Below are 20,002 nucleotides of genomic sequence, written 5' to 3'. Positions count from 1 at the left end.
ACCGGTGGTTCGCCGAACTGTTCTGGCGAACCACCGGTAATGACTTACGATAAACAGTATCAGTCGACGCGGAACTCGCCGATCACGTCCTCGTCGAGCGAGACGCCGAGTCCGGGCTCCTCGGGGAGGGCGATGCGGCCGTCCTCCAGCTCGGGCGGCGTCTCGAACAGCGCCTCGTACACGGGGAAGTCGGTCGGGTCGAACTCCAGCCACTCGCAGGCCGGCGACGCCGCGACGACGTGCATCGTCGCCGCGAGGCCGACGCCGGTGGTGAAACAGTGGGGGGAGACGACCGTCCCGTGGGCCTCCGCGAGCGCACAGACCTTCGTCGCCTCGGTGATGCCGCCACAACGCATCACGTCGGGCATCGCGTAGTCGACTGCGTCCGCCTCGAACAGGTCACGGAAGCCCCACTTCGTGTACTCGTTCTCGCCGGCGGCCAGCGGGACGGCGAGTTCCTCCTGCAGGGCCGCGAGCCCGTCCACGTCGTACGGCGAGAGCGGCTCCTCGTACCAGTAGACGTCGTAGTCTTCGAGCATCCGCCCGACGCGCCGGGCGTCCGGGCGGTCGTACCCGCAGTTCATGTCCACCATCAGTTCGGCGTCGCCGATGGCGTCCCGCATCGCCGCCACCCGCTCCTCGTCGGCGTCGATCCCCCGTCCGAGGTGGGTCTTGACGCCCGCGAACCCGCGGTCGACGTACGAGCCCGCCCGCTCGGCCATCGTCTCGGGGTCCTGCCAGAACAGGTCGCTCGCGTACGGTTTGAGGTCGCCGCCGACGGGACCACCGAGCAGGCGGTAGACGGGCACGCCGTGGTGCTTGCCCGCGATGTCCCAGAGCGCGATGTCGACACCGCTGGCCGCGGACAGTCCCTGCCCCTTCAGGTCCTTGTACACGGTGTCGGTCACCATCGACTCCCAGAGCCGCTGGATATCGAGGGGGTCCTCGCCGATCAGCCGCGGGGCGTACTTCTCCTCGACGATGCGCTCGACGATGTACGACTCCGGTCCCACGCCCTCGCCGATCCCCGTGATGCCCGCGTCCGTCTCGACGACGACGAAGGCCGCCCCGCGGGCCGACATCGAACGCCCACGTGAGACGCCGAGCGGTCGCTCCAGCGGTACCTCGATCCGTTCGACCCGCACGTCGGTGATCTCCATGCACGCGGGGTTCGGTGGCGGGCGAATAAAACCACGGGGCGACCGCGGCGGTGGCGTCCCCGGCTCACTCCGCGTCGGCGTCGGCCGCCTTCGCGCCCTCGACCGTCTCGCGGACGGCCGCACAGCCCTCGTCGTGAAGCAGGTCGCCGACGACGACCACGTCGGCGTGCTGGCTCATCTCCCGTGCGGCGTCGTAGTCGTCGATGCCGCCACCGTAAAACAGGGTCGCGTCGTCGAGCGCCTCGTTCGCGGCCGCGACCGTCTCGGGGTCGCCGAAGGTGCCCGAGTACTCGATGTAGACGATCTCCTGGCCGAACAGTTTCTCCGCGACGGCGGCGTAGGCGGCCACGTCGTCGGGCGACTGGTCGCAGTCGGCGTCGGTGTACTCCGCAACGGAGGAGTCGGGGTTGAGGACGATGTAGGCCTCGGTGTGGGTGCGACTCCAGTCGAGACCGTTCTCGATGCGCACCCACTCCTTGTGGGCGCCGGTGACCCAGAAGCTGTCACCGGCGTTGAACACCGTCGGGATCAGGTAGCCATCGAGCGCGGCGTCGTCGATGACGACCGCGGGGTTCGACGGCTCCTGATAGAGCGGCACGCCGTACTTCGCGCAGGCGTCGACGACCGTCTCCATCTTCTCTTTGGTCATCCCCGTCGTCCCGCCGATCTCGATGGCGTCGGTTCCGGTGGCACAGACGTCCTCGAACGTCTCACCCGCGACGAGGTCCTTGTCGGGGTCGATCTTGAGGACGTGGTCCCACTCGTCCCACGGCGTGGTCATTGCAGGTGGTTACTCCGCGGAGACGATAAAAAGGGTCCGACTCGTGGCGCTCGTCCGCCGTCGGCCACGGACGGTCAGTCCGCGTCGGCCTGCCAGTTTCGTACGGTATCCTCGCCGACGCCGTCGATCTCGTCGGCCAGCGCGTCCGGTTCGGCGGCCTTCAGGCCGGCGACGTCCTCGACGCCCGCGGCCTTCAGCTTCTCGGCGGTCTTCTCGCCGATGCCGTCGATGGCCTCCAGTTCCGTCCCCGCCTGCCGGGCCTGGTACTCCCGGTAGTTACAGATCGGACAGCCCAGATCCCACGGCTCGCGGTCAGCATCCTCGTAGGTGATCCGCAGGCCCGGGAGGCCGTGTTCCTCGCAGGTCTCCCCGACGCGTTCGACCTCGCCACGGCGAGGCATCGGGAGGGAGTACTCGCAGTCGGGGTAGCGCGTACAGCCGACGAGTCGGCCGCCGGAGCGGAGGCGCTTGACCGCGAGTTCGCCGTCGTGGTCCGCGCCACACTCCGGACACGGCCCGACGATCAGGTCGGGTTCCTCGTCGGCGGCCTCGGCCGCACACAGCGGACAGCCGTGGACGAACGTCTTCCGCCCGGCGAGCATCTTCACGTCGTGGAGGCCGTGCTCCCCGCAGACGTCGTCGAGGAGGATGGGCTTGCCCGTCGAGGGGAGCGGGAGCGTATACTCGCAGTCGGGGTAGCCGTCACAGCCGACGAAATAGGAGCCCCCGCGGCTCCGCCGGATCACGAGGTCCGCGCCACACTCCGGACACCGCCCGACGGTCTTGTCGGCCTTCAGCGACTCGCGGAGGTGATCGCCGAGCGCCTCCCGGGAGTCCTCGAGGCGGTCGAACACGCGTTCGAGGATCTCCCGCGACTCGTCGGTCACCTCGTCCAGGTCGGCCTCGCCGCGGGCGATGGCCTGCATGTCCTCCTCCAGTCGGGCGGTCATCTCCTCGCTGACGATGCGGTCGGCGAACTCCTCGGAGGCCTCGACGACCCCTCGGGCTAGCCGGGTCGGCCGGGGCGGATCGCCCTCGATGTACCCCCGGTCGTACAGCTTCTGGATCACGTCGTGTCGCGTCGCCTTCGTCCCGATGCCCATGTCCTCCATGGTCTCGATGAGTCGGGACTGCCCGTACCGGCGCGGCGGCTGGGTCTGCTTGGCTTCGAGGCGCGCCTCGGTCACCGCGAGTTCCTCACCCTCGGCGACGTCGGGGACGTAGTTCTCCGTCGTCGAGCGGTAGGGATAGACGGCGTGGTAGCCCGGATCGACGAGGCGCTTGCCGTTGGCTTTCAGGCGGAGGTCCTTGTCGTCGCCGTCGACGGCCGCGACGACGCGCAGGTGTTCCCAGGTCGCCGCGTCCGCGACGGTGGCCAGGAAGCGGCGGACGACGAGTTCGTACACCTCCCACTCGTCCTCCGAGAGGTCCGAGGGCGAGGGGAGTTCGTCGGTCGGGTGGATCGGCGGATGGTCGGTCGTCTCCTCGTCGCCGGCCGTGGGCGTGATCTCGTCGGCGTCGAGCAGGTCGGCGGCGTCGTCGCCGAACCGGGGGCCGTCCGACAGCGCGTCGAGCAGGTCCCGCGGCTCCAAGTCTTCGGGATAGACCGTGTTGTCCGTCCGGGGGTAGGTGACGTAGCCCGCGGTGTAGAGGTCCTCGGCGATGCTCATCGCGCGCTGGGCGGAGTAGTCGATCCCGCTCGCGGCGCGGATGAACTGCGTCGTGTTGAACGGCGCCGGCGGATCGTCGGTCCGGGTGCGCCGGCGCACCTCGTCGACGGTCGCCGTCGACGCCGCCGACAGGGTCCGGTCGACCGCGTCGGCCCGCGCCTCTTCCCAGACGCGCTCGGCCTCGTTGTCGTCCGCATCGAGGTAGAAGTACTGCGCCTCGAAGGTCTCCGAGTCCTTCGTGAGGGCGGCGAACAGTTCCCAGTAGTCCTCGGGATCGAAGGCGTCGATCTCGCGTTCCCGATCGACGATCAGCTTCAGCGTCGGACCCTGGACCCGGCCGACGGAGATGAAGTCGTCGCCGAGTTGCCGGGCCGACAGGGAGAGAAAGCGCGTGAGCGAGGCGCCCCACATCAGATCGATGATCTGCCGGGCCTCGCCCGCGGCCGCGAGGTCGAAATCGAGGTCGTCGGGGTCGGCGAACGCCTCCTGCACCTCGCGGTCGGTGATCGAGGAGAACCGCACCCGATCGACTGGCGCCGCCTCGTTGACCTCGCGGACGAGTTCGTACGCCTCCTTCCCGATGAGTTCGCCCTCGCGGTCGTAGTCGGTCGCGATGTGGATCCGCGAGGCGTCGCGTGCCAGCCGCCGGAGCGCCGCGACGATGTTCTCCTGGGTCGGCCGTTTCTCGACGTCCGCGCTCACGAGTTCGACCGGCTCGACGTCGCGCCAGTCGCCGTACTCCGGCGGGAAGTCGACGCCGACGACGTGCCCGGACAGGCCGATACAGCGCTTGCCACCCCACTTGTAGACGTTGACGCCGTTGACGCGGTCGCTCTCCGCGCTCCCGTCGCTCAGGATGTCCGCGATGCGACGGGCGGCGTTGTCCTTCTCCGTGACGATCAACTCGGGGCCGCGTTTCATCGACCTGCCGTACGCCGAGGGCACGCCTAAAGCTTTCGTGGGGCGTAATCACCGGACGTGAGTGGTGTGAACTGGGGACACGGAGCGCCCCCGCGGCCGCTCACTCGTCCAGGCGCTCGCGGAGCAGGCCGTTGACCGTCCCGGGGTCGGCGCTCCCGCCGGTCTTGCTCATCACCTGCCCGACGAGGAAGTTGAGGGCGCCACCCTCGCCGTCGTGGTAGTCCTCGACGGCGTCGGGGTTCTCCTCGATGGCCGCGTCGACGGCGGCGGCGACGGCGTCGTCGCCCGCCTTGCCCAGTCCCTCGCGCTCGACGACGGTGTCCGGGTCCTCGCCCTCGTCGAGCATCGTCCGCAACACCACCTCGCGGGCGTTCTTCTCCGTGATCTCGTCGGCGTCGACGAGTTCGATCAGGCGGGCGAACTCGTCGAGTCGCCCCTCGACGTCCGTGACCCGCATGTCGCGGTAGTTGAGTTCGCCCAGCAGGTCGTCGGCGACCCACGTCGCCGCGAGGCCGGGATCGAAGCGGTCCGCGACGGTCTCGAAGAAGTCGGCCACCTCCTTGGTCGACGTGAGCTTCGACGCCGCCTCGGGGTCGAGCCCGTACTCCTCGCGGAAGCGCTCGCGGCGCGCGTCCGGCAGCTCCGGGATCGGAATCCGCTCCTTCCAGTCCGCGACCTGCAGGGGCGGGAGGTCCGCCTCGCGGAAGTAGCGGTAGTCCTTCTCCTCCTCCTTCGAGCGCATGGAGACGGTGATCCCCCGGCTCTCGTCCCAGTGGCGCGTCTCCTGTTCGATCTCTCGCCCGCGCTCGACGGCGTTCTTCTGGCGGGTCACCTCGTAGGCCAGTGCCTGCTCCGCGCCCTTGTGACTGGAGATGTTCTTCACCTCGGTGCGGTTGGCCGCTTCGAGCGCCGCCTCGTCGACGTCGCCGTCGCCGTCCATCTCGTCGGCCGGGACCAGCGAGATGTTGGCGTCGATCCGGAGGCTGCCGTCGCGCGAGGCGTCGAAGACGCCGAGGTACTCCAGGACCTCCTCCAGTTTCGCGAGGAAAGCCCGGACCTCGGCCGGCCCCCGGAAGTCGGGCTCGGTGACGATTTCCATCAGCGGCGTGCCCGCGCGGTTGTAGTCGACGAGCGTGTGCTCGGCCGTCTCGATGTTGCCGCCCTCGTGCTGGAGGCTCCCGGGGTCCTCCTCGAGGTGCGCACGGCCGATGCCGACCTCGCGGCGCTCGTCCTCGACGCTCACCTCCAGGGAGCCGTCGGCACAGATCGGTGCGTCGTACTGCGTGATCTGGAAGTTCTTCGGCAGGTCGGGGTAGTAGTAGTTCTTGCGGTGGAACCGGGTCTCCTCGGCGACCTCGGCGTCGAGCGCCTTCCCCACCTTCACCGCGGCCTCGACGGCCGCCTCGTTGAGGACCGGGAGGGCACCGGGCAGGCCCAGACAGACGGGACAGGTCCGGGTGTTGGGCCCCTCGTCGTCGGCCGACTCGGTCGAACAGCCACAGAAGATCTTCGTGTCGGTCTCGAGCTGGACGTGGACCTCCAGCCCGATGACGACCGCGAGATCACGTTGCTGGAGCGCCTGCGCAGTCATTGTGCGGGGTTGTACCGGCGGTGGCTAAAGGCTAACGGGACTCGTCGGACAGTCGCTGTCGCGCAGGACAGGCCGGTGGAGAGCGGTTCGTTTTCACTACTGAGAACCGATCGTGGCTTTGTTGCCGATGGGGCCCCCAAGTCAGGACGATGAACCGCCGAGGGATCTCCCCGCTCGTGGGGACGGTCGTCGTGATCGTCATCACCCTCCTGCTGGCCTCGATGTTCGCCGCCGGGGCGACGCAGATGGCCGACTTCGACCGTGAGCGCGATCAGGTGGGCGATCTGACCGACGACCGGGGAGCTGGGGGGTGGAACGACAGCTACCGATCCGAACTGATCTGGGCGCGCGACGACGATCCGGACGAAAACACGGTGCACGTGGTGAACTACACTATCGCGACGGGTGCCGACGCTGCCGGCAACTCCCTGAACAGCGTGGTCGTCGAATATCCCGACGGATCGGCGAGCGTCACGGGGGTGGACGAACGCGAGGACATCGAGACCGTCGGGATCGACGAGGATCGCGACGGCGACATCGAGGTCGACGCGACCGACGACGTGGAGTGTTGTCCACCCGACGACGGGGTGAAAGTCTCCGACGGCGGGAACACGATCACGATCGAGCTATCGGGGAACTACAACCTGGAGGGCGGCGACGCGTTGATCGTGGAGTTCGAGGAGGTGGATAACCCCGACGGCGCGGGTGACTACGCCGTCACCGTCGGAATCAACGGCGACGAAACCGACTCGGGTACGCTGGAGATTGACAACGACTGACCCTTCACGGCCGCCTCGGTCGAACAGCCACGGAGCAAATTCGTGCCGGTCTCGAACTGGTGTGAACCTCCAGCCCGGTGACGACCGCGAGATCACGGTACTGGAGCGCCTGCGTAGTCATTCTGCGGGGTTGCACCGTTGGTGGCTAAAGGCTAACGGGACTCGTCGTCGGCCCACGACACCTCCTCGATTCCCTCCGCCTCCTGCAGGATGAACGGACCGATCGAGAGCGTGTGTTTCGCCACCGTCGCGATGCGGATGACGTAGACCAGCAAGACGAGAAAGGGGAGTACCGACACCGTGGTGGCCAGGGCGACGACCGGCACCAGAACGCCGGGGTAGCTCGTCGGATCGAAGAAGGCGATCATGCAGGCCGCGACGAGCAGTGCGGGAATCGTGACCGCGAAGATGCTCTCCGAGAGGTCGATGAGTTCCCACTGGAAGTAGAGCGTCTTGAAGTGTTCGCGCGCGGGGCCGAACAGTTCGAGCGTGTCGACGAACCGGTCAAGCGCGTCGCGGGTCTCGTCGGAGACGTCGTAGCGGTTGCGGATACGCTGGGCGGTGAACAGCTTCCACGAGTAGTTGAAGTCCAGCACCGCCGAGAGCACGTCGAACCCGCCGAACTGGGCGCCGTGCAGGTCGTCGGCGACCTACGTCGCGTTCTCGGTCAGGCCTTCGGTGAGATTACGCACCGCGTCGTAGCCGTCGTCACCGTCTTCGACCGTCTCGCCGAGGGCCCTGGCGCGCTGGCCGGCGAGTTCGACGAGCGCACGCAGGAACTCCGAGGGGCAGGCGGGACTGACCGGGGCGCCGAGCATCTCGGCGGTGTCCTCGCGGAAGTCGAGGGCACCACGCATCCGGTCGCGCTGGTCGCCGAGGGGCCCCAGTTCCTGGGAGAGCACGAGTTGGTTGAGCGTCAACACCAGCGTCACACCGGTGATCGTCGCGGTGAGTAAGCCCTGGAAGAGGGTGTCGATCGAGTCGCTCTCGCGGAGGGTCCCCTCCGCACCCGGGAGATAGGTGCCGGTCACGAGCAAGACGAGAAACGCCACGACGACCAGCCCCGCGACGATGAGGCGACGGTCGGCCTCCAGCAGGAACCGGAGTTTGGTTCGGCTCTCGCCGGCGCGAGCGCGCAGCGTATCGCCGGAGTGATCCTCGCCCATGGCCTCGTTGGGGGGGCAAAAGACTGGGGCCGGCGCCGCGCCGAGCGGAAGCTTAATACCTGCGCCAGCCATGTGAGTTGACAGATGACACGGTCCACCACACCCGGACGGCCGCCGGCCGACAGTGGTGTGTCCATCGTCGCGATTATCGGGGCTCAGTAGCCCCACAACATCCTCTCTCCTCGAATCCGTCCCGTCCGCAACGACCCCCGACCATCGGCGTCGCCGCGCCACCGTGACGCCGTCGCCACACGACCCACATGACAGAACACGTTTCAGTCCAGCAAGACCCAGCGGAGGAATCGACCACAGCCACGCGACCGATCACGAGCGGTGCCGACGCCGTCGTCGCGGCGCTCGAAGCCGCCGGCGTCGACCACGCGTTCGGGGTACAGGGCGGGGCCATCATGCCCGTCTACGACGCCCTGTATCACGCCGACATCGAACACGTCGTCATGGGCCACGAACAGTCCGCGGCCCACGCCGCCGACGCCTACGGCACCGTCACCGGCACGCCGGGGGTCTGTCTGGCCACCTCCGGCCCCGGCGCCACCAACCTCGTCACCGGGCTGGCCGACGCCGACATGGACTCCGATCCGGTGGTCGCCCTGACCGGGCAGGCCCCGTCGACGCTAGTCGGCAAGGACGCCTTCCAGGAGACGGACACGACGGGCGTGACCGAACCGATCACGAAGACGAACTACTTCGCGACCGATCCCGATACGGTGGGTGACGACGTCGGCGAGGCGTTCGCGCTCGCCCGCGACGGCCGGCCGGGGCCGACGCTGGTCGACCTCCCGAAAGACGTCACGCAGGCACCCGCCGAGTGGACGCCCGGCGACCCCCCACGCCCCGCCCACGTCGAGGTGCCCGATGCGGCCGACGGCGCCCGGGTCGACGCGGCCGCGGCCGCCCTCGCGGGCGCCGAGCGTCCCGTCGTCCTCGCCGGCGGCGGCGTGATCAAGGGCGAGGCGTGGGGTGAACTCCGGGCGGTGGCGACCGAGTTCGGCCTGCCGGTCGTGACGACGATGCCGGGACTCGGCTCGTTCCCCGAGGATCACGCCCTCTCGATGGGCGTCGCGGGCATGCACGGCACCGGCTACGCCAACATGGCCCTCCAGCACTGCGACGTGTTGCTCGCCGTCGGGACGCGCTTCGACGACCGACTCACCGGCGGCGTCGAGACGTTCGCACCGGGAGCGACGGTGGTCCACGTCGACATCGACCCCGCGGAGATCGACAAGAACGTGCACGCGGACCACCCGCTCGTCGGCGACGCGGCGACGGTGCTCGACCAACTCCGCGATGCGACGCCCCGGTCGCCCGACGCGGCCGCGTGGCGTACGGCGTGCGAGGAGTGGAGAGACGAGTACGCGATGGACTACAGGACCGCCGAGGACGGCCCCCTGAAACCGCAGTTCGTCGTCGAGGCGACGGACGCGCTGACGCCCGAAGACGCGATCGTCACGACGGGTGTCGGCCAACACCAGATGTGGGCGATGCAGTACTGGACGTTCCGGCACCCCCGGACGTGGGTCTCCTCCCACGGGTTGGGGACGATGGGGTACGGACTCCCGGCGGCCATCGGCGCGCGCCTCGCCGCGGCCGACGACCGGTCGGTCGTCTGCTTCGAGGGCGACGGCTCCTTCCTGATGTCGGTCCAGGAACTCGCCGTCGCGGTCCGGGAGGACCTCGACGTCACGGTGGTCGTCCTCAACAACGCGGCGATCGGAATGGTCCGGCAGTGGCAGGACGCCTTCTTCGACGGCCGCCGGATGGCCTCGGAGTACTCCTGGGTTCCGGAGTTCGACACGCTCGCGGAGGCGTTCGGCGCCAAGGGCTTCCGCCTCGAGACGGACGACGAGGTGGCCGAGACGCTTCGGGCGGCGCTCGAGTACGACGGCCCGTCGATCGTGGACGCACACGTCGCTCCGGAGGAGGACGTCTATCCCATCGTCCCGAGCGGCGGCGACGACGCCAAGTTCGCGCTGAACGGCTCGCAACTCGCGGACCTGTGACCCCGACACGTGTCACCCCGTGGCAAGAGTATAGGTTGCGGATCCCCGAAACGGACGTATGGACTTCGAAGCGCCACCCGAACACGCGCTGATCCGATCGACGGCCGAGGACATCGCGGCCGAGTACGGCCCCGAGTACTGGCGCGAACGCGAGCAAGCGGGCGAGTTCGCCGCCGACTTCTGGGACGAACTCGGCGAGGCGGGCTTCCACGGGCTGTTGGTCCCCGAGGAGTACGGCGGCGCCGGCATGGGCCTCCAGGAGATGGGGCTGGCGATGGAGACGCTGTGTGCCGAGGGCTGTGGGATGGCCGGCACCTGGTATCTGGTCGTCACCGCGGGCATGGCCGCCGTCGCGCTCCGGGAGTCGGGCACCGAGGCCCAGAAGGAGGCGTCCCTGCCCGACCTGGCGGCGGGCGACCGGCTCTTCTCCGTCGCCATCACCGAACCCGACGCGGGGACGAACACGCTGAACGTCGGCACGCGCGCCGAACGCGACGGCGACGGGTACGTCCTGAACGGCAAGAAGGCCTGGATCACCTTCGCCGACCGCGCCGACGACATGATCCTCGTCACCCGCACGACGCCGCGCGAGGAGGTGGCGAAACCAACCGAGGGGCTGAGCCTCTTCGTCGTCGACATGGACGACCCCGGAATCGAGGTGTCGCCCATCCCCAAACACGCCCTCAACTACTCGAAGTCCTGCGAGGTGTTCGTCGAGGACGTCCACGTGCCCGAGACGGCGCTGCTGGGCGAGGAGGACGCCGGCTGGTGGCACCTGGTCGAGACGCTCAACCCCGAACGGATCGGGTTCGCGGCCGGCGCGACGGGCGTCGCCGAACTCGCCGTCTCGAAGGCCGTCGACTACGCCAACGAGCGCGAGGTGTTCGGCGCGCCCATCGGCACCCACCAGGGCGTCTCCTTCCCGATCACGAAGGCCTACACGGGCGTCGAGACGGCGCGCCTGATGCGACGGAAGGCGTCGTGGCTGTTCGACCGTGGCGAGGACTGCGGCTACGAGGCCAACGTCGCGAAGGCCGCGGCGGTGGAGGCGGGCATCGACGCCGTCTACCACGCCATGCAGGCCTTCGGCGGGTGGGGGTACGCCAGGGAGTACGACGTCGAGCGGTGGTGGCGCGAGATCAACCTCACCCGCCTCGCGCCCGTCACCCAGCAGATGGCGTACAACCACATCGCGACCGAGATCGGCTTCCCGAGGTCGTACTGAGATGGACGTTCGCGTCGCCGGGACGACGGCCGCGGAGGCGGAAGCCATCGCCAGGGCGCTCGCGGCCCGGTTCGGCGAGCGGGTCCGCGTGTTCGCCGACCGAGACGGGGAGCCGGTGGCCGAGAGCGACCCGCCCGACGGGACGGGACGGGACGGCGACGACGCGGCGGGGCCGACCGACCGCGAGGCGGCTCTGTGGGCCGAAATCGAGGATATCCTCGACGGGGGACCGGAGGCGTACCGACAGCGACAGCGGGAGGCCGGAAAGCTGTTCGTCCGCGACCGCCTCGACCGCTGGTTCCCCGAGGGGCTCACCTTCGAGGACGGGAAGTTCGCCAACTTCGACGCGTGGCACCCGTCGGCCCCGGGTGAGGGGGACGGCGACCGCCTCCCCGCGGACGGCCTCATCACCGGCGCCGCCACCTTCGAGGGGCGGGCGGTCCACTTCATGGCCAACGACTACACGGTCAAGGCGGGGTCGATGGCCGAGAAGGGCGTCGAGAAGTTCCTCCGAATGCAGGAGCGGGCGCTCAAGACGGGGCGGCCGGTGCTCTACCTGATGGACTCCTCGGGGGGCCGGATCGACCAGCAGACGGGCTTTTTCGCCAACCGCGAGGGGATCGGGAAGTTCTACTACAACCACTCGCGGCTCTCGGGGGCGGTGCCACAGGTCTGCGTGCTGTACGGACCCTGTATCGCGGGCGCCGCCTACACCCCCGTCTTCGCCGACTTCACGGTCATGGTCGAGGGGTCGGCGATGGCCATCGCCTCGCCGCGCATGGTCGAGATGGTCACCGGCGAGGAGATCAGCATGGACGAACTGGGCGGGCCCGGGGTCCACGCCGCCGAGTCGGGGAGCGCGGACCTGGTCGCCGCCGACGAGTCCGAGGCCCGATCGCTCGTTGCGCGACTGTTCGCTTACCTCCCGGACAACGCCGACGCCGATCCGCCGCGGACCGAGGGCCGCGATCCGGCAAAGTCGCCGGACGGTATCGACGCCGTGGTGCCCGAGGCGCCGCGGAAGGCCTACGACGTCCGGGACCTGCTCGACCGCCTCGCCGACGAGGGGTCGGTGCTGGAGCTGAAATCGGAGTACGGCGCGGAGATCGTCACCGCCTTCGCCCGTCTGGATGGCCGGCCGGTCGGGGTCGTCGCCAACCAGCCGGCGAGGCGTGCGGGCGCCATCTTCCCCGACGCCGCCGAGAAGGCCGCCGAGTTCGTCTGGACCTGCGACGCCTACGGGATCCCCCTGCTCTACCTCTGTGACACGCCGGGGTTCATGGCCGGATCGAGCGTCGAGAAGGAGGGGATCCTGGAGGCGGGCAAGAAGATGATCTACGCCACCTCGGCGGCGACGGTGCCGAAACAGTGCGTGGTGGTGCGGAAGGCCTACGGCGCGGGCATCTACGCGATGTCGGGACCGGCCTACGACACCGAGTCGACGCTGGCGCTCCCGGGCGCCGAGATCGGCATCATGGGTCCCGAGGCGGCGATCAACGCCGTCTACGCCCGCAAGCTCGCCGACATCGACGATCCCGCGGAGCGCGAGCGACGGGAGGCGGAACTCCGCGAGGAGTACCGCGAGGGGATCGACGTCCACCGGATGGCCAGCGAGGTGGTGATCGACGAGCTCGTGCCGCCGAGTACGCTGCGCGAGGAGTTGGTCGGCCGCTTCGGGTTCTACGAGACGGTCGAGAAGGAGCGTCCGGAGAAGAAACACGGGACGGTGCTCTGACCGGGAGATCGGCGCCCCGCGGCCCGGCGGCGGGTCGCGGCGTCGCGCGACGGCGTGACCGGGACCGCTCCTTTTGTCCGTCGCGGCCCACGGGACCCCCATGACGGGGCGTTACTACGAGGAGTTCGCGGTCGGAACGACCTACGAACACGACAAGCGGCGAACGGTCACCGAGAGCGACAACCAGCGCTTCTGTGACCTGACGATGAACCAGCAGCCGCTCCACCTCGACGCCGAGTTCGCGGCGGAGACCGAGTTCGGCGAGCGGATCGTCAACGGCCTCTATACGATGAGCCTCGCGGTGGGGCTGTCCATCCCCGACACGACCGACGGCACCATCGTCGCCAACCTCGCGTACGACGACGTGGAGCATCCGGCGCCGGTCTACGTCGGCGACACGCTCCGGGCACGGACCACCGTGACCGACAAGCGCGAGACGAGCGACGGCGACCGTGGTGTAGTCACGATGCACGTCGAGGCCCACGTCGGCGACCGACTCGTGTGCTCGTTCGACCGGACCGTCCTCGCCCGCAAGCGGCCGTCGTGAGGCCCCGCCGGCCGAACCCGTCGGCTGGGCACCGCCGTGATCCGTCTCACCGTCGTCGAGTACGCCTCATACTGTTTATTGTAAGTCAGTACCGGTGGTTCGCCGGACCGTCTCGGCGAACCACTGGCAACCAGTTACAATAATCCGTATCAGTGCACCGGTACCCCTACCGGGTGATCAGGACGATACTGAGACCTGCGAACGCGATTCCGATACATTTCGTGATCGTAACCTCGTCCCCGAGAACGGTCATACTGATGATGGCCGCGACGACGAAATACATGGCACCGAGCGTGGCGACCATCGTCGCCGACCCCTGGGAGAATCCGATGTACATCGAGATGAGGCCGGCTCCGGTGAACAACCCGGCCACACCGGCAAGCAGCCCCCCTCTCGCCGTCACGGCGAGCGATGCATCCGAAACGACGAGGAATCCGAGTGCGAGCAGACCCGCGACGAGATACGAGATCGCGGCGGCGGTCCGCGGATCGATGGACTCCGACGCGGCGTTTCCCAAAACCGTCCAAATCCCCCAGGTAACCATCGTAATCGACCCGAATACGATTCCGGAGTCTATTTCGGCCAATCCCATCGCTGAAGCTTTCGTATCGGTATTTGAAGAAACTCGCGTTCAGCGCGACCGACGGGTGGACCTTCGCCGCGATGGGGTGAGTGCGTTCGGGTGGTTCAGCCACGTGTCGTTCCGCGCGGAAACACGGCCGCTCCATTGGGATCCGTTGTCGTACGGACGGTATCGAGGGATACCGGCGGGGACGGAGCCAACATAGCAGCGATTAACCGTCGGCGCGGCCGATCGACGAACGCGTCATGTCGAACACCACAGGCTCCGACGGCGCCACGACCGAGGTGGAGAGGGATGCGGAGGGGCGTCTCCGGTCGGTCGTCGTCACCTACGAGGGCTCCGCGGACCGGCGAACGCTCTATCCGCCGGACGCGAGCGAGGTGGAGCGGCTCACCCACTGGCTGACCGCCGACGCCGAGGCCTTCGACCACCTCGACGAGATGCGCTAGTCGGCCGCGAGCGCCCGCCGCACCGCCGCCAAGCGCTCGTTGCGCCGCCGGCTCACGGCCCCCGGTCGTCGTCGTACTCGGGAAAGCCCGCACCGTCGGCGACGCCGCCGCGACCGACCGCGAGGCCGTGTCCCATCGTCGCCGTCGACCGTGACCGTCGTCGACGGGGACGATGTGCTGGTCGGTGACGTCGACCACACGGAGGACGGAGAGGTGCAGTAACCTCCGGCCGCCCCAGCCGATAGGCACAAATGGGCGCTCGTCCACGGGCACCGTATGTCCACCTTCGAGTACGAGACGGAGATACGGGTGCGCTTTCGCGACGTTGACGCCATGCACCACGTCAACAACGCCGTCTACGCCACCTACCTCGAACAGGCCCGGGTCGACTACTACGCCGACGTCCTCGGCGTCGGCCTCGACGACATCGACACCGTCCTCGTCAACCTCGAAATCGACTACCGGAGTCAGATCGAACTCGACGACACGGTGACCGTCGCCATGGGCGTCCGCGATATCGGGAAATCGAGCGTCACGATGGGGTACGAGGTCCGGGTCGGCGACCGGGTGGCCGCGACGGCCGAGACGGTCCAGGTGTACGTCGACTCCGACGGCGGCGGCTCGCGGCCGTTACCGGCCGACTGGGTGGACCGGATGGAGTCCTACCGCGTCTAGTCCTCGTCGCGGAGTTCCAGTTCGGCGACGATTTCGTGGGGATCCATCCCCTTGCGGATGCGGTCGAGGATGGCGAAGGCGTCGTCGGGCGCGAGGAAGTGGCGGGTCACCGCCCGCCCCAGGGGCGTCGGCGTCAGCCCGTCGATGAAGTCCCACTCGAGCAGTTTGCCGACCGCCTGGGTCGTCGGCACGTCGCCGAGCATCCGGTCGTTGAGGCGTTTTGCGCCCTTGCCCGCGACGGCGATGTTCGCCAGCGTCTCCTCGGCGGCCGCCGAGAGGTCGTAGACGGTGCGGACGTCCTCCATCTCCCCTTTCAACAGCTTGAACGCCACCTCGTCTTCGGTCATCTCCATGCTGTTGTGGTAGGCGCAGTCGGGCTCGACCAGGAGGTAGACGACGCCCTGGTCGTGGTAGTCGGGGCGGCCGGCCCGCCCGAGCATCTGCTCGAACTCCTGGACCGAGAGCCACTCGATACCCATCGCGAGGGTGTCGAAGACGACCTGTGAGGCGGGGAAGTCGACGCCGGCGGCCAGCGCCGCCGTCGTGACGACGGCCGCGAGGTCCTGGTTCCCGAACTGGCGCTCGACGCGCTTGCGCTGCCCGTAGTCGAGGCCGGCGTGGTACGGCGCCGAGTCGTACTCCAGCTTCCGGGATATCTCGTGACAGCGCCGCCGGGAGTTGGTGAAGATGATGGTCTGTCCCCGATACCCCTTCGAGGACTTGCTGTCGAACGCCCGGCGCACCAGCCGGTTCTCGATCCGCACCTTCTCCTGAGCGTCCGCGAAGGTGAGGTGTCGCTCGATGGGGACCGGCCGCTCCTCGAACTCGATGAGGCGGGCCCGGAGGCGCTCGGCGAGCCACTCGGGGTTGCCGACCGTCGCCGAGAGGTAGATCCACTGGGCGCCCGCGTAGTCGCCGCCGGTCGACGCCCGGTCCTCGCAGTAGTGTTTGAGCCGGGAGATCATCCCGTCGAGGCGGTGGCCGCGTTCGCCCTCCTTCAGGGTGTGGACCTCGTCGATGACGACCGTACCGACGTCGCCGAGGTCCTTCCCGGTCCGGAGCGCGTGGTCGATCCCCTCGTAGGTGCCGACGACCACGTCCGCCGAGGGGTCGAAGCGGGTGCCGTCGTCGGTGACGCGGCTCCCGCCGACCCGGATCGTCACGTCGACGAGGTCGCCGTACCGCTCCTCGAAGTTCTCCTCTTTCTGGTTGGCGAGGGCGACCAGGGGGACCAGAAAGAGGAGCTTCCCCTTCCCCTTCAGCGCGCGGTCGACGCCGGCGAGTTCGCCCACGAGCGTCTTGCCCGTCGCCGTCGCGCTCACGACGAGCTGGTCGTCGCCGTCGAGCAGGCCGTTGCGTACCGAGAGGCTCTGGACCGGGAGGAGCGTCTCGAACCGGTCCGTCACCTGGGATTTCAGCTTCGGGTGGAGGTCGAGGTCGGCGGTGGCGACGGGGTCGACGTCCTCGACCGTGGCCCCGATCTCGTCGAACTTCGTGAGGTCGGGATCGAGTTCGCCCTGCAGGAGGTCGGTGATGCGGTCGAGGTCCTGTACCTCCAACAGGAGGTCCTCGAGTCGGTCCTGTGCGGCGCCGGTCAGGCCGCCGGCGTAGGCGAGTTCGCCGTCGAGCTCCTGCTTCGCACAGTCCGGGCAGATGTAATCCCGGTCGGCCTTGATCGCGGTGTCCTCCGTGATCGGCGAGTAACGCCCGGCCGAGGCACAGTATCGGCAGGTTCGGACCGTCAGGGCGTCCAGTTGGTAGCCGTCGAGCATCGCCTCCAGACGCTCGCGGTCCGCGGGCGACGTCTGCTGGGAGATGCGGATGCGCTCGGCGCGGCGCGCGAGTTCGACGAACTGGCTCGGGTCGCGTGGCTCCTCGGTCGATCCGCGTTTGAGCCGGAAGCGACCCGGGCGCGGACCGGCGTCCGTCTCCTTCAGTTCGAGGACCGCCCGAAACACACGTTCACCGTCGCGCGTGACGGCGACCAGGAAGTCGCCGTCGCGACCGTGGAGGAAGAGCGTCTCGACGCGTCCGACCTGCCGTGACACGAATCCGGCTACGTGGACCGGGTATTTCAGCCGTTCGACTCCACACGTGTCCCGTTCGCGGCGGCCCGCGTGCCCCATACTGGTTATTGTAAGTCAGTACCGGTGGTTCGCCGGACTGTCCCCGCGAACCACCGGTGAACAGTTACGGTACTCCGTATCAGTCGACGAGTTCGATGGTGTCGTCGCCGTTGGGGACGGCACAGACGAACGCGCCGGTCTCGTTGCTCTCGTTGCGGTACCAGTGGGGGACGCCGGCGGGGATCAGGAGGGTATCGCCCGCCGAGACGACGTGTTCCTCGCCGTCGATTCCGACCACGTACTCCCCCGAGAGGACGTACTGTTCGTGTTCGACCGCGTTGGTGTGTTTCGGCACCTCGGCGCCGGGATCGAGGGTGAACCGACGGATCGCGAAGTTCGGCGCACCGTCCGCCTCGTCGAGCAGGACGCCCTTCGAGAGGCCGTCGGCGGCGTCGACGGGTTCGTACGTGATCTCGTCGCTTCGCTTGAGCACCGGCGTCGTCGACCCTTCACTCATGCGGGTGCGTAGGTGGCCCCACGACTAAGCGTTTGGCGTCGACGACCGCCGACCGGACGGGATCCCGACCGCCCGTTCCCCGGGTCGTCAGCCCCGTTCGTGGAACCGGGTGTTGGCGTCGGAGATGATCCCCCGGGCAGCCTCGCTGTCGTCGTACCCGCCGACGACGATGTCGCCGTCCGGTTCGAGGTTCTTGTAGGTCCGGAAGAACTCCGCGATCTCCTCGCGGGTGTGTTCGGGGATGTCGTCGACCTCGGAGACGTGTGCCCACCGCGGATCGTCGGCGGGGACGCCGACGATCTTGTCGTCGTTCTCGCCCGCGTCGGTCATCCGAACCACGGCGACCGGTCGCACGTCGAGGACACAGCCGGGGAACAGCGACGAGTGGAGCATGACCAGGACGTCGAGCGGGTCGCCGTCGCCCATGGCCGTCCGCGGGATGAACCCGTAGTCGCCGGGGTAGCGAACCTCGCTGTGGAGGGTCCGATCGAGGATGATCCGGTGTGGATCCTCGCGGTATTCGTACTTCTCGCGGCTGTTCATCTGTGCGACCGAAACCGCGGTGATCGTGTTCGGAAAGTCGTCGTGCTGATCGATGTCGGAGATGTAGCTCATGGATTCGTTCGTTCCAGTGTCGAGTTGTCGTACTCGCTGCTCGTCGGCGTCGACCGCACCGACCCGACCGACGGCGGACAGTCCGGCGACCGTACCGGCACCGGCCAGGAAGGAGCGACGGGACGCCGACGGTGGCAGTTCGTCTCGGTCGTGGAACATCGGATGGACGGAGCGACGATCGACCATTAACGGTTTATAATATCGACATATGCCGATCGGAACGTCGGTGTGAGAAACCGATACATGGAGAACGGTCGGACGCCGTGATCGGGGGCTTACAAGAGTTAAGTCCGTCCCCTCGCAACGTGTCGTATGCGCGGTATCCGCATCGGAAGCGCGTTCGGCATTCCGATCAAACTCGATCTGACCTTCCTCCTGGTCCTCCCGCTGTTCGCCTGGCTGATCGGGGCCGACGTGGGGAACCTGGTCACCGTCCTCAACGACGTCCTCGGGGCCGCGATGCCCGTCGATACGCTCACCGTGGGATCCGTCCCGTGGCTCCTCGGCGCCGCGGCGGCCACCGGCCTGTTCGTCTGTGTCCTCCTCCACGAGTTCGGTCACTCCCTGGTCGCCATGCAGTACGGCTACGAGATCGACTCGATCACCCTCTGGCTGTTCGGCGGCGTCGCGCGATTCGCGGAGATGCCCGAGAACTGGAAACAGGAGTTCACCATCGCCGTCGCCGGACCGCTCGTCAGCATCGCCCTCGGCGTCCTCTCCTATCTGGCCTTCCTCGTCGTCCCCGGGAGCCTCCCGACCGTCCAGTTCGTCCTGGCGTATCTCGCCATGACGAACGTGGCGCTGGCGGTCTTCAACATGCTCCCCGGGTTCCCGATGGACGGCGGGCGCGTCCTCCGGGCACTGCTCGCACGGACCCGCCCGCACGCCCAGGCCACCCAGATCGCCGCCGAGGTGGGCAAACTGTTCGCCGTCGTCCTCGCCATCGTCGGCCTGTTCGCCAACCTCTTTCTGATCGCGCTCGCCTTCTTCATCTACATCGGCGCGTCGAGCGAGGCCCAGCAGACGGTGATGAAGGCGGCGTTCCAGGACGTCACCGTCGCCGACGTCATGACGCCCGCGGCGGATCTGGACACCGTCACGGCCGACACCTCGCTGTCGGCGCTCACGGATCGGATGTTCCGCGAGCGCCACACGGGCTATCCGGTGTTGCGCGCGGGGAGCCTCGTGGGGATGGTCACGCTCGACGACACGCGCGAGGTTCGCGACGTGGAACGGGACGCCTACCGCGTCGAGGACGTGATGGCGACCGACCTGGTGACCATCGCGCCGGGCGCGGACGCGATGGACGCCATCTCGACGATGCAACGGGAGGGTGTCGGTCGGCTGCCCGTCGTCGACGACGCCGGGACCCTCGTCGGCCTCATCTCCCGTTCGGACCTGATGACGGCGTTCGACATCATCCGGACCCGGGGGACGGCGTCCGGCGGCGAGACGGGATTCGACCGCCTGTCGAACGACGCCGACTTCGCACGGCGGTGAGCGA

Annotated in this window: 16 protein-coding genes and 1 pseudogene; 8 read left to right on the top strand and 9 right to left on the bottom strand. The window is 68.3% G+C overall.

Annotated features, from left to right (window positions below):
• Positions 1–59: 59 nt before the first annotated feature.
• From NO364_RS00870 to gatB, 4 genes are all read right to left on the bottom strand, one after another.
• Positions 60–1,160, bottom strand: coding sequence for a mandelate racemase/muconate lactonizing enzyme family protein (locus NO364_RS00870; RefSeq protein WP_157689373.1), 1,101 nt, complete (start codon positions 1,158–1,160; stop codon positions 60–62).
• Positions 1,161–1,224: 64 nt separating this feature from the next.
• A complete protein-coding gene (locus tag NO364_RS00865) occupies positions 1,225–1,941 on the bottom strand; it encodes a phosphoglycerol geranylgeranyltransferase (protein WP_257628284.1) in 717 nt (238 codons plus the stop codon).
• Positions 1,942–2,015: 74 nt separating this feature from the next.
• Positions 2,016–4,532: a DNA topoisomerase I gene (locus NO364_RS00860; RefSeq protein WP_257628283.1), complete on the bottom strand. Its 2,517-nt coding sequence runs from the start codon at positions 4,530–4,532 to the stop codon at positions 2,016–2,018.
• A gap of 100 nt (positions 4,533–4,632) precedes the next feature.
• Positions 4,633–6,123 carry an Asp-tRNA(Asn)/Glu-tRNA(Gln) amidotransferase subunit GatB gene (gatB, locus tag NO364_RS00855; protein WP_157689376.1) on the bottom strand — a complete coding sequence of 497 codons (1,491 nt, stop codon included), beginning with the start codon at positions 6,121–6,123 and terminating at the stop codon, positions 4,633–4,635.
• 149 nt (positions 6,124–6,272) lie between these two features.
• On the opposite strand from gatB, the gene NO364_RS00850 reads away from it, so the two are divergent.
• A complete protein-coding gene (locus NO364_RS00850; RefSeq protein ID WP_157689377.1) occupies positions 6,273–6,902 on the top strand; it encodes an archaellin/type IV pilin N-terminal domain-containing protein in 630 nt (209 codons plus the stop codon).
• Positions 6,903–7,054: 152 nt separating this feature from the next.
• Here NO364_RS00850 and NO364_RS18235 read toward each other — a convergent pair.
• A pseudogene (locus NO364_RS18235) lies at positions 7,055–8,068 on the bottom strand (DUF7972 family membrane protein).
• A 260-nt stretch (positions 8,069–8,328) separates the two neighbouring features.
• Here NO364_RS18235 and ilvB point away from each other — a divergent pair.
• The 4 genes from ilvB (at position 8,329) to NO364_RS00825 (ending at position 13,593) form a co-directional block, all read left to right on the top strand.
• Positions 8,329–10,086: a biosynthetic-type acetolactate synthase large subunit gene (gene ilvB, locus NO364_RS00840; protein WP_257628282.1), complete on the top strand. Its 1,758-nt coding sequence runs from the start codon at positions 8,329–8,331 to the stop codon at positions 10,084–10,086.
• A gap of 58 nt (positions 10,087–10,144) precedes the next feature.
• Positions 10,145–11,311, top strand: a complete 1,167-nt coding sequence (locus tag NO364_RS00835; protein ID WP_157689379.1) for an acyl-CoA dehydrogenase family protein — start codon at positions 10,145–10,147, stop codon at positions 11,309–11,311.
• A gap of 1 nt (position 11,312) precedes the next feature.
• The gene (locus tag NO364_RS00830; RefSeq protein WP_257628281.1) at positions 11,313–13,046 is read left to right on the top strand and encodes an acyl-CoA carboxylase subunit beta; all 1,734 of its coding nucleotides are present in this window, start codon (positions 11,313–11,315) and stop codon (positions 13,044–13,046) included.
• Between the two features lie 100 nt (positions 13,047–13,146).
• Positions 13,147–13,593, top strand: a complete 447-nt coding sequence (locus tag NO364_RS00825) for a MaoC family dehydratase (protein WP_157689381.1) — start codon at positions 13,147–13,149, stop codon at positions 13,591–13,593.
• A 166-nt stretch (positions 13,594–13,759) separates the two neighbouring features.
• Here NO364_RS00825 and NO364_RS00820 read toward each other — a convergent pair whose 3' ends face one another.
• Entirely contained in the window at positions 13,760–14,185 is a 426-nt protein-coding gene (locus tag NO364_RS00820; RefSeq protein ID WP_157689382.1) for an EamA family transporter, read from the bottom strand.
• 236 nt (positions 14,186–14,421) lie between these two features.
• Between NO364_RS00820 and NO364_RS00815 the strand changes: the two genes are divergently transcribed.
• Positions 14,422–14,625, top strand: coding sequence for a DUF7511 domain-containing protein (locus NO364_RS00815; RefSeq protein WP_157689383.1), 204 nt, complete (start codon positions 14,422–14,424; stop codon positions 14,623–14,625).
• Between the two features lie 276 nt (positions 14,626–14,901).
• Complete coding sequence (locus NO364_RS00810; RefSeq protein ID WP_157689385.1) at positions 14,902–15,300, top strand: acyl-CoA thioesterase; 399 nt, start codon at positions 14,902–14,904, stop codon at positions 15,298–15,300.
• On the opposite strand, the gene NO364_RS00805 is transcribed toward NO364_RS00810, so the two are convergent.
• The 3 genes from NO364_RS00805 to NO364_RS00795 form a co-directional block, all read right to left on the bottom strand.
• Positions 15,297–17,348 carry a DEAD/DEAH box helicase gene (locus tag NO364_RS00805; RefSeq protein ID WP_257628280.1) on the bottom strand — a complete coding sequence of 684 codons (2,052 nt, stop codon included), beginning with the start codon at positions 17,346–17,348 and terminating at the stop codon, positions 15,297–15,299. The two genes, NO364_RS00810 and NO364_RS00805, sit on opposite strands and share 4 nt — an antisense overlap.
• 157 nt (positions 17,349–17,505) lie before the next feature.
• Complete coding sequence (locus tag NO364_RS00800) at positions 17,506–17,883, bottom strand: cupin domain-containing protein (RefSeq protein ID WP_257628279.1); 378 nt, start codon at positions 17,881–17,883, stop codon at positions 17,506–17,508.
• Between the two features lie 87 nt (positions 17,884–17,970).
• Positions 17,971–18,657, bottom strand: a complete 687-nt coding sequence (locus NO364_RS00795) for an inorganic diphosphatase (RefSeq protein WP_257628278.1) — start codon at positions 18,655–18,657, stop codon at positions 17,971–17,973.
• Between the two features lie 153 nt (positions 18,658–18,810).
• Here NO364_RS00795 and NO364_RS00790 point away from each other — a divergent pair, with 153 nt between their 5' ends.
• Positions 18,811–19,998, top strand: coding sequence for a M50 family metallopeptidase (locus tag NO364_RS00790; protein WP_257628277.1), 1,188 nt, complete (start codon positions 18,811–18,813; stop codon positions 19,996–19,998).
• The last annotated feature ends 4 nt before the right edge of the window (positions 19,999–20,002 follow it).

Origin of the sequence: Haloplanus salinarum, from assembly GCF_024498175.1 — an archaeon.
In the GTDB taxonomy this organism is placed as follows: domain Archaea; phylum Halobacteriota; class Halobacteria; order Halobacteriales; family Haloferacaceae; genus Haloplanus; species Haloplanus salinarum.
Note: the sequence above shows the minus strand (reverse complement) of the source record. Positions and strands in the feature narration are given on the sequence as shown.

Bases quoted from the DNA above. Each gene is read 5' to 3' on its own strand.
- NO364_RS00870 (WP_157689373.1), bottom strand. From the start codon at position 1,160: ATGGAGATCACCGACGTGCGGGTCGAACGGATCGAGGTACCGCTGGAG.
- NO364_RS00865 (WP_257628284.1), bottom strand. From the start codon at position 1,941: ATGACCACGCCGTGGGACGAGTGGGACCACGTCCTCAAGATCGACCCC.
- NO364_RS00860 (WP_257628283.1), bottom strand. From the start codon at position 4,532: ATGAAACGCGGCCCCGAGTTGATCGTCACGGAGAAGGACAACGCCGCC.
- gatB (WP_157689376.1), bottom strand. From the start codon at position 6,123: ATGACTGCGCAGGCGCTCCAGCAACGTGATCTCGCGGTCGTCATCGGG.
- NO364_RS00850 (WP_157689377.1), top strand. From the start codon at position 6,273: ATGAACCGCCGAGGGATCTCCCCGCTCGTGGGGACGGTCGTCGTGATC.
- ilvB (WP_257628282.1), top strand. From the start codon at position 8,329: ATGACAGAACACGTTTCAGTCCAGCAAGACCCAGCGGAGGAATCGACC.
- NO364_RS00835 (WP_157689379.1), top strand. From the start codon at position 10,145: ATGGACTTCGAAGCGCCACCCGAACACGCGCTGATCCGATCGACGGCC.
- NO364_RS00830 (WP_257628281.1), top strand. From the start codon at position 11,313: ATGGACGTTCGCGTCGCCGGGACGACGGCCGCGGAGGCGGAAGCCATC.
- NO364_RS00825 (WP_157689381.1), top strand. From the start codon at position 13,147: ATGACGGGGCGTTACTACGAGGAGTTCGCGGTCGGAACGACCTACGAA.
- NO364_RS00820 (WP_157689382.1), bottom strand. From the start codon at position 14,185: ATGGGATTGGCCGAAATAGACTCCGGAATCGTATTCGGGTCGATTACG.
- NO364_RS00815 (WP_157689383.1), top strand. From the start codon at position 14,422: ATGTCGAACACCACAGGCTCCGACGGCGCCACGACCGAGGTGGAGAGG.
- NO364_RS00810 (WP_157689385.1), top strand. From the start codon at position 14,902: ATGTCCACCTTCGAGTACGAGACGGAGATACGGGTGCGCTTTCGCGAC.
- NO364_RS00800 (WP_257628279.1), bottom strand. From the start codon at position 17,883: ATGAGTGAAGGGTCGACGACGCCGGTGCTCAAGCGAAGCGACGAGATC.
- NO364_RS00795 (WP_257628278.1), bottom strand. From the start codon at position 18,657: ATGTTCCACGACCGAGACGAACTGCCACCGTCGGCGTCCCGTCGCTCC.
- NO364_RS00790 (WP_257628277.1), top strand. From the start codon at position 18,811: ATGCGCGGTATCCGCATCGGAAGCGCGTTCGGCATTCCGATCAAACTC.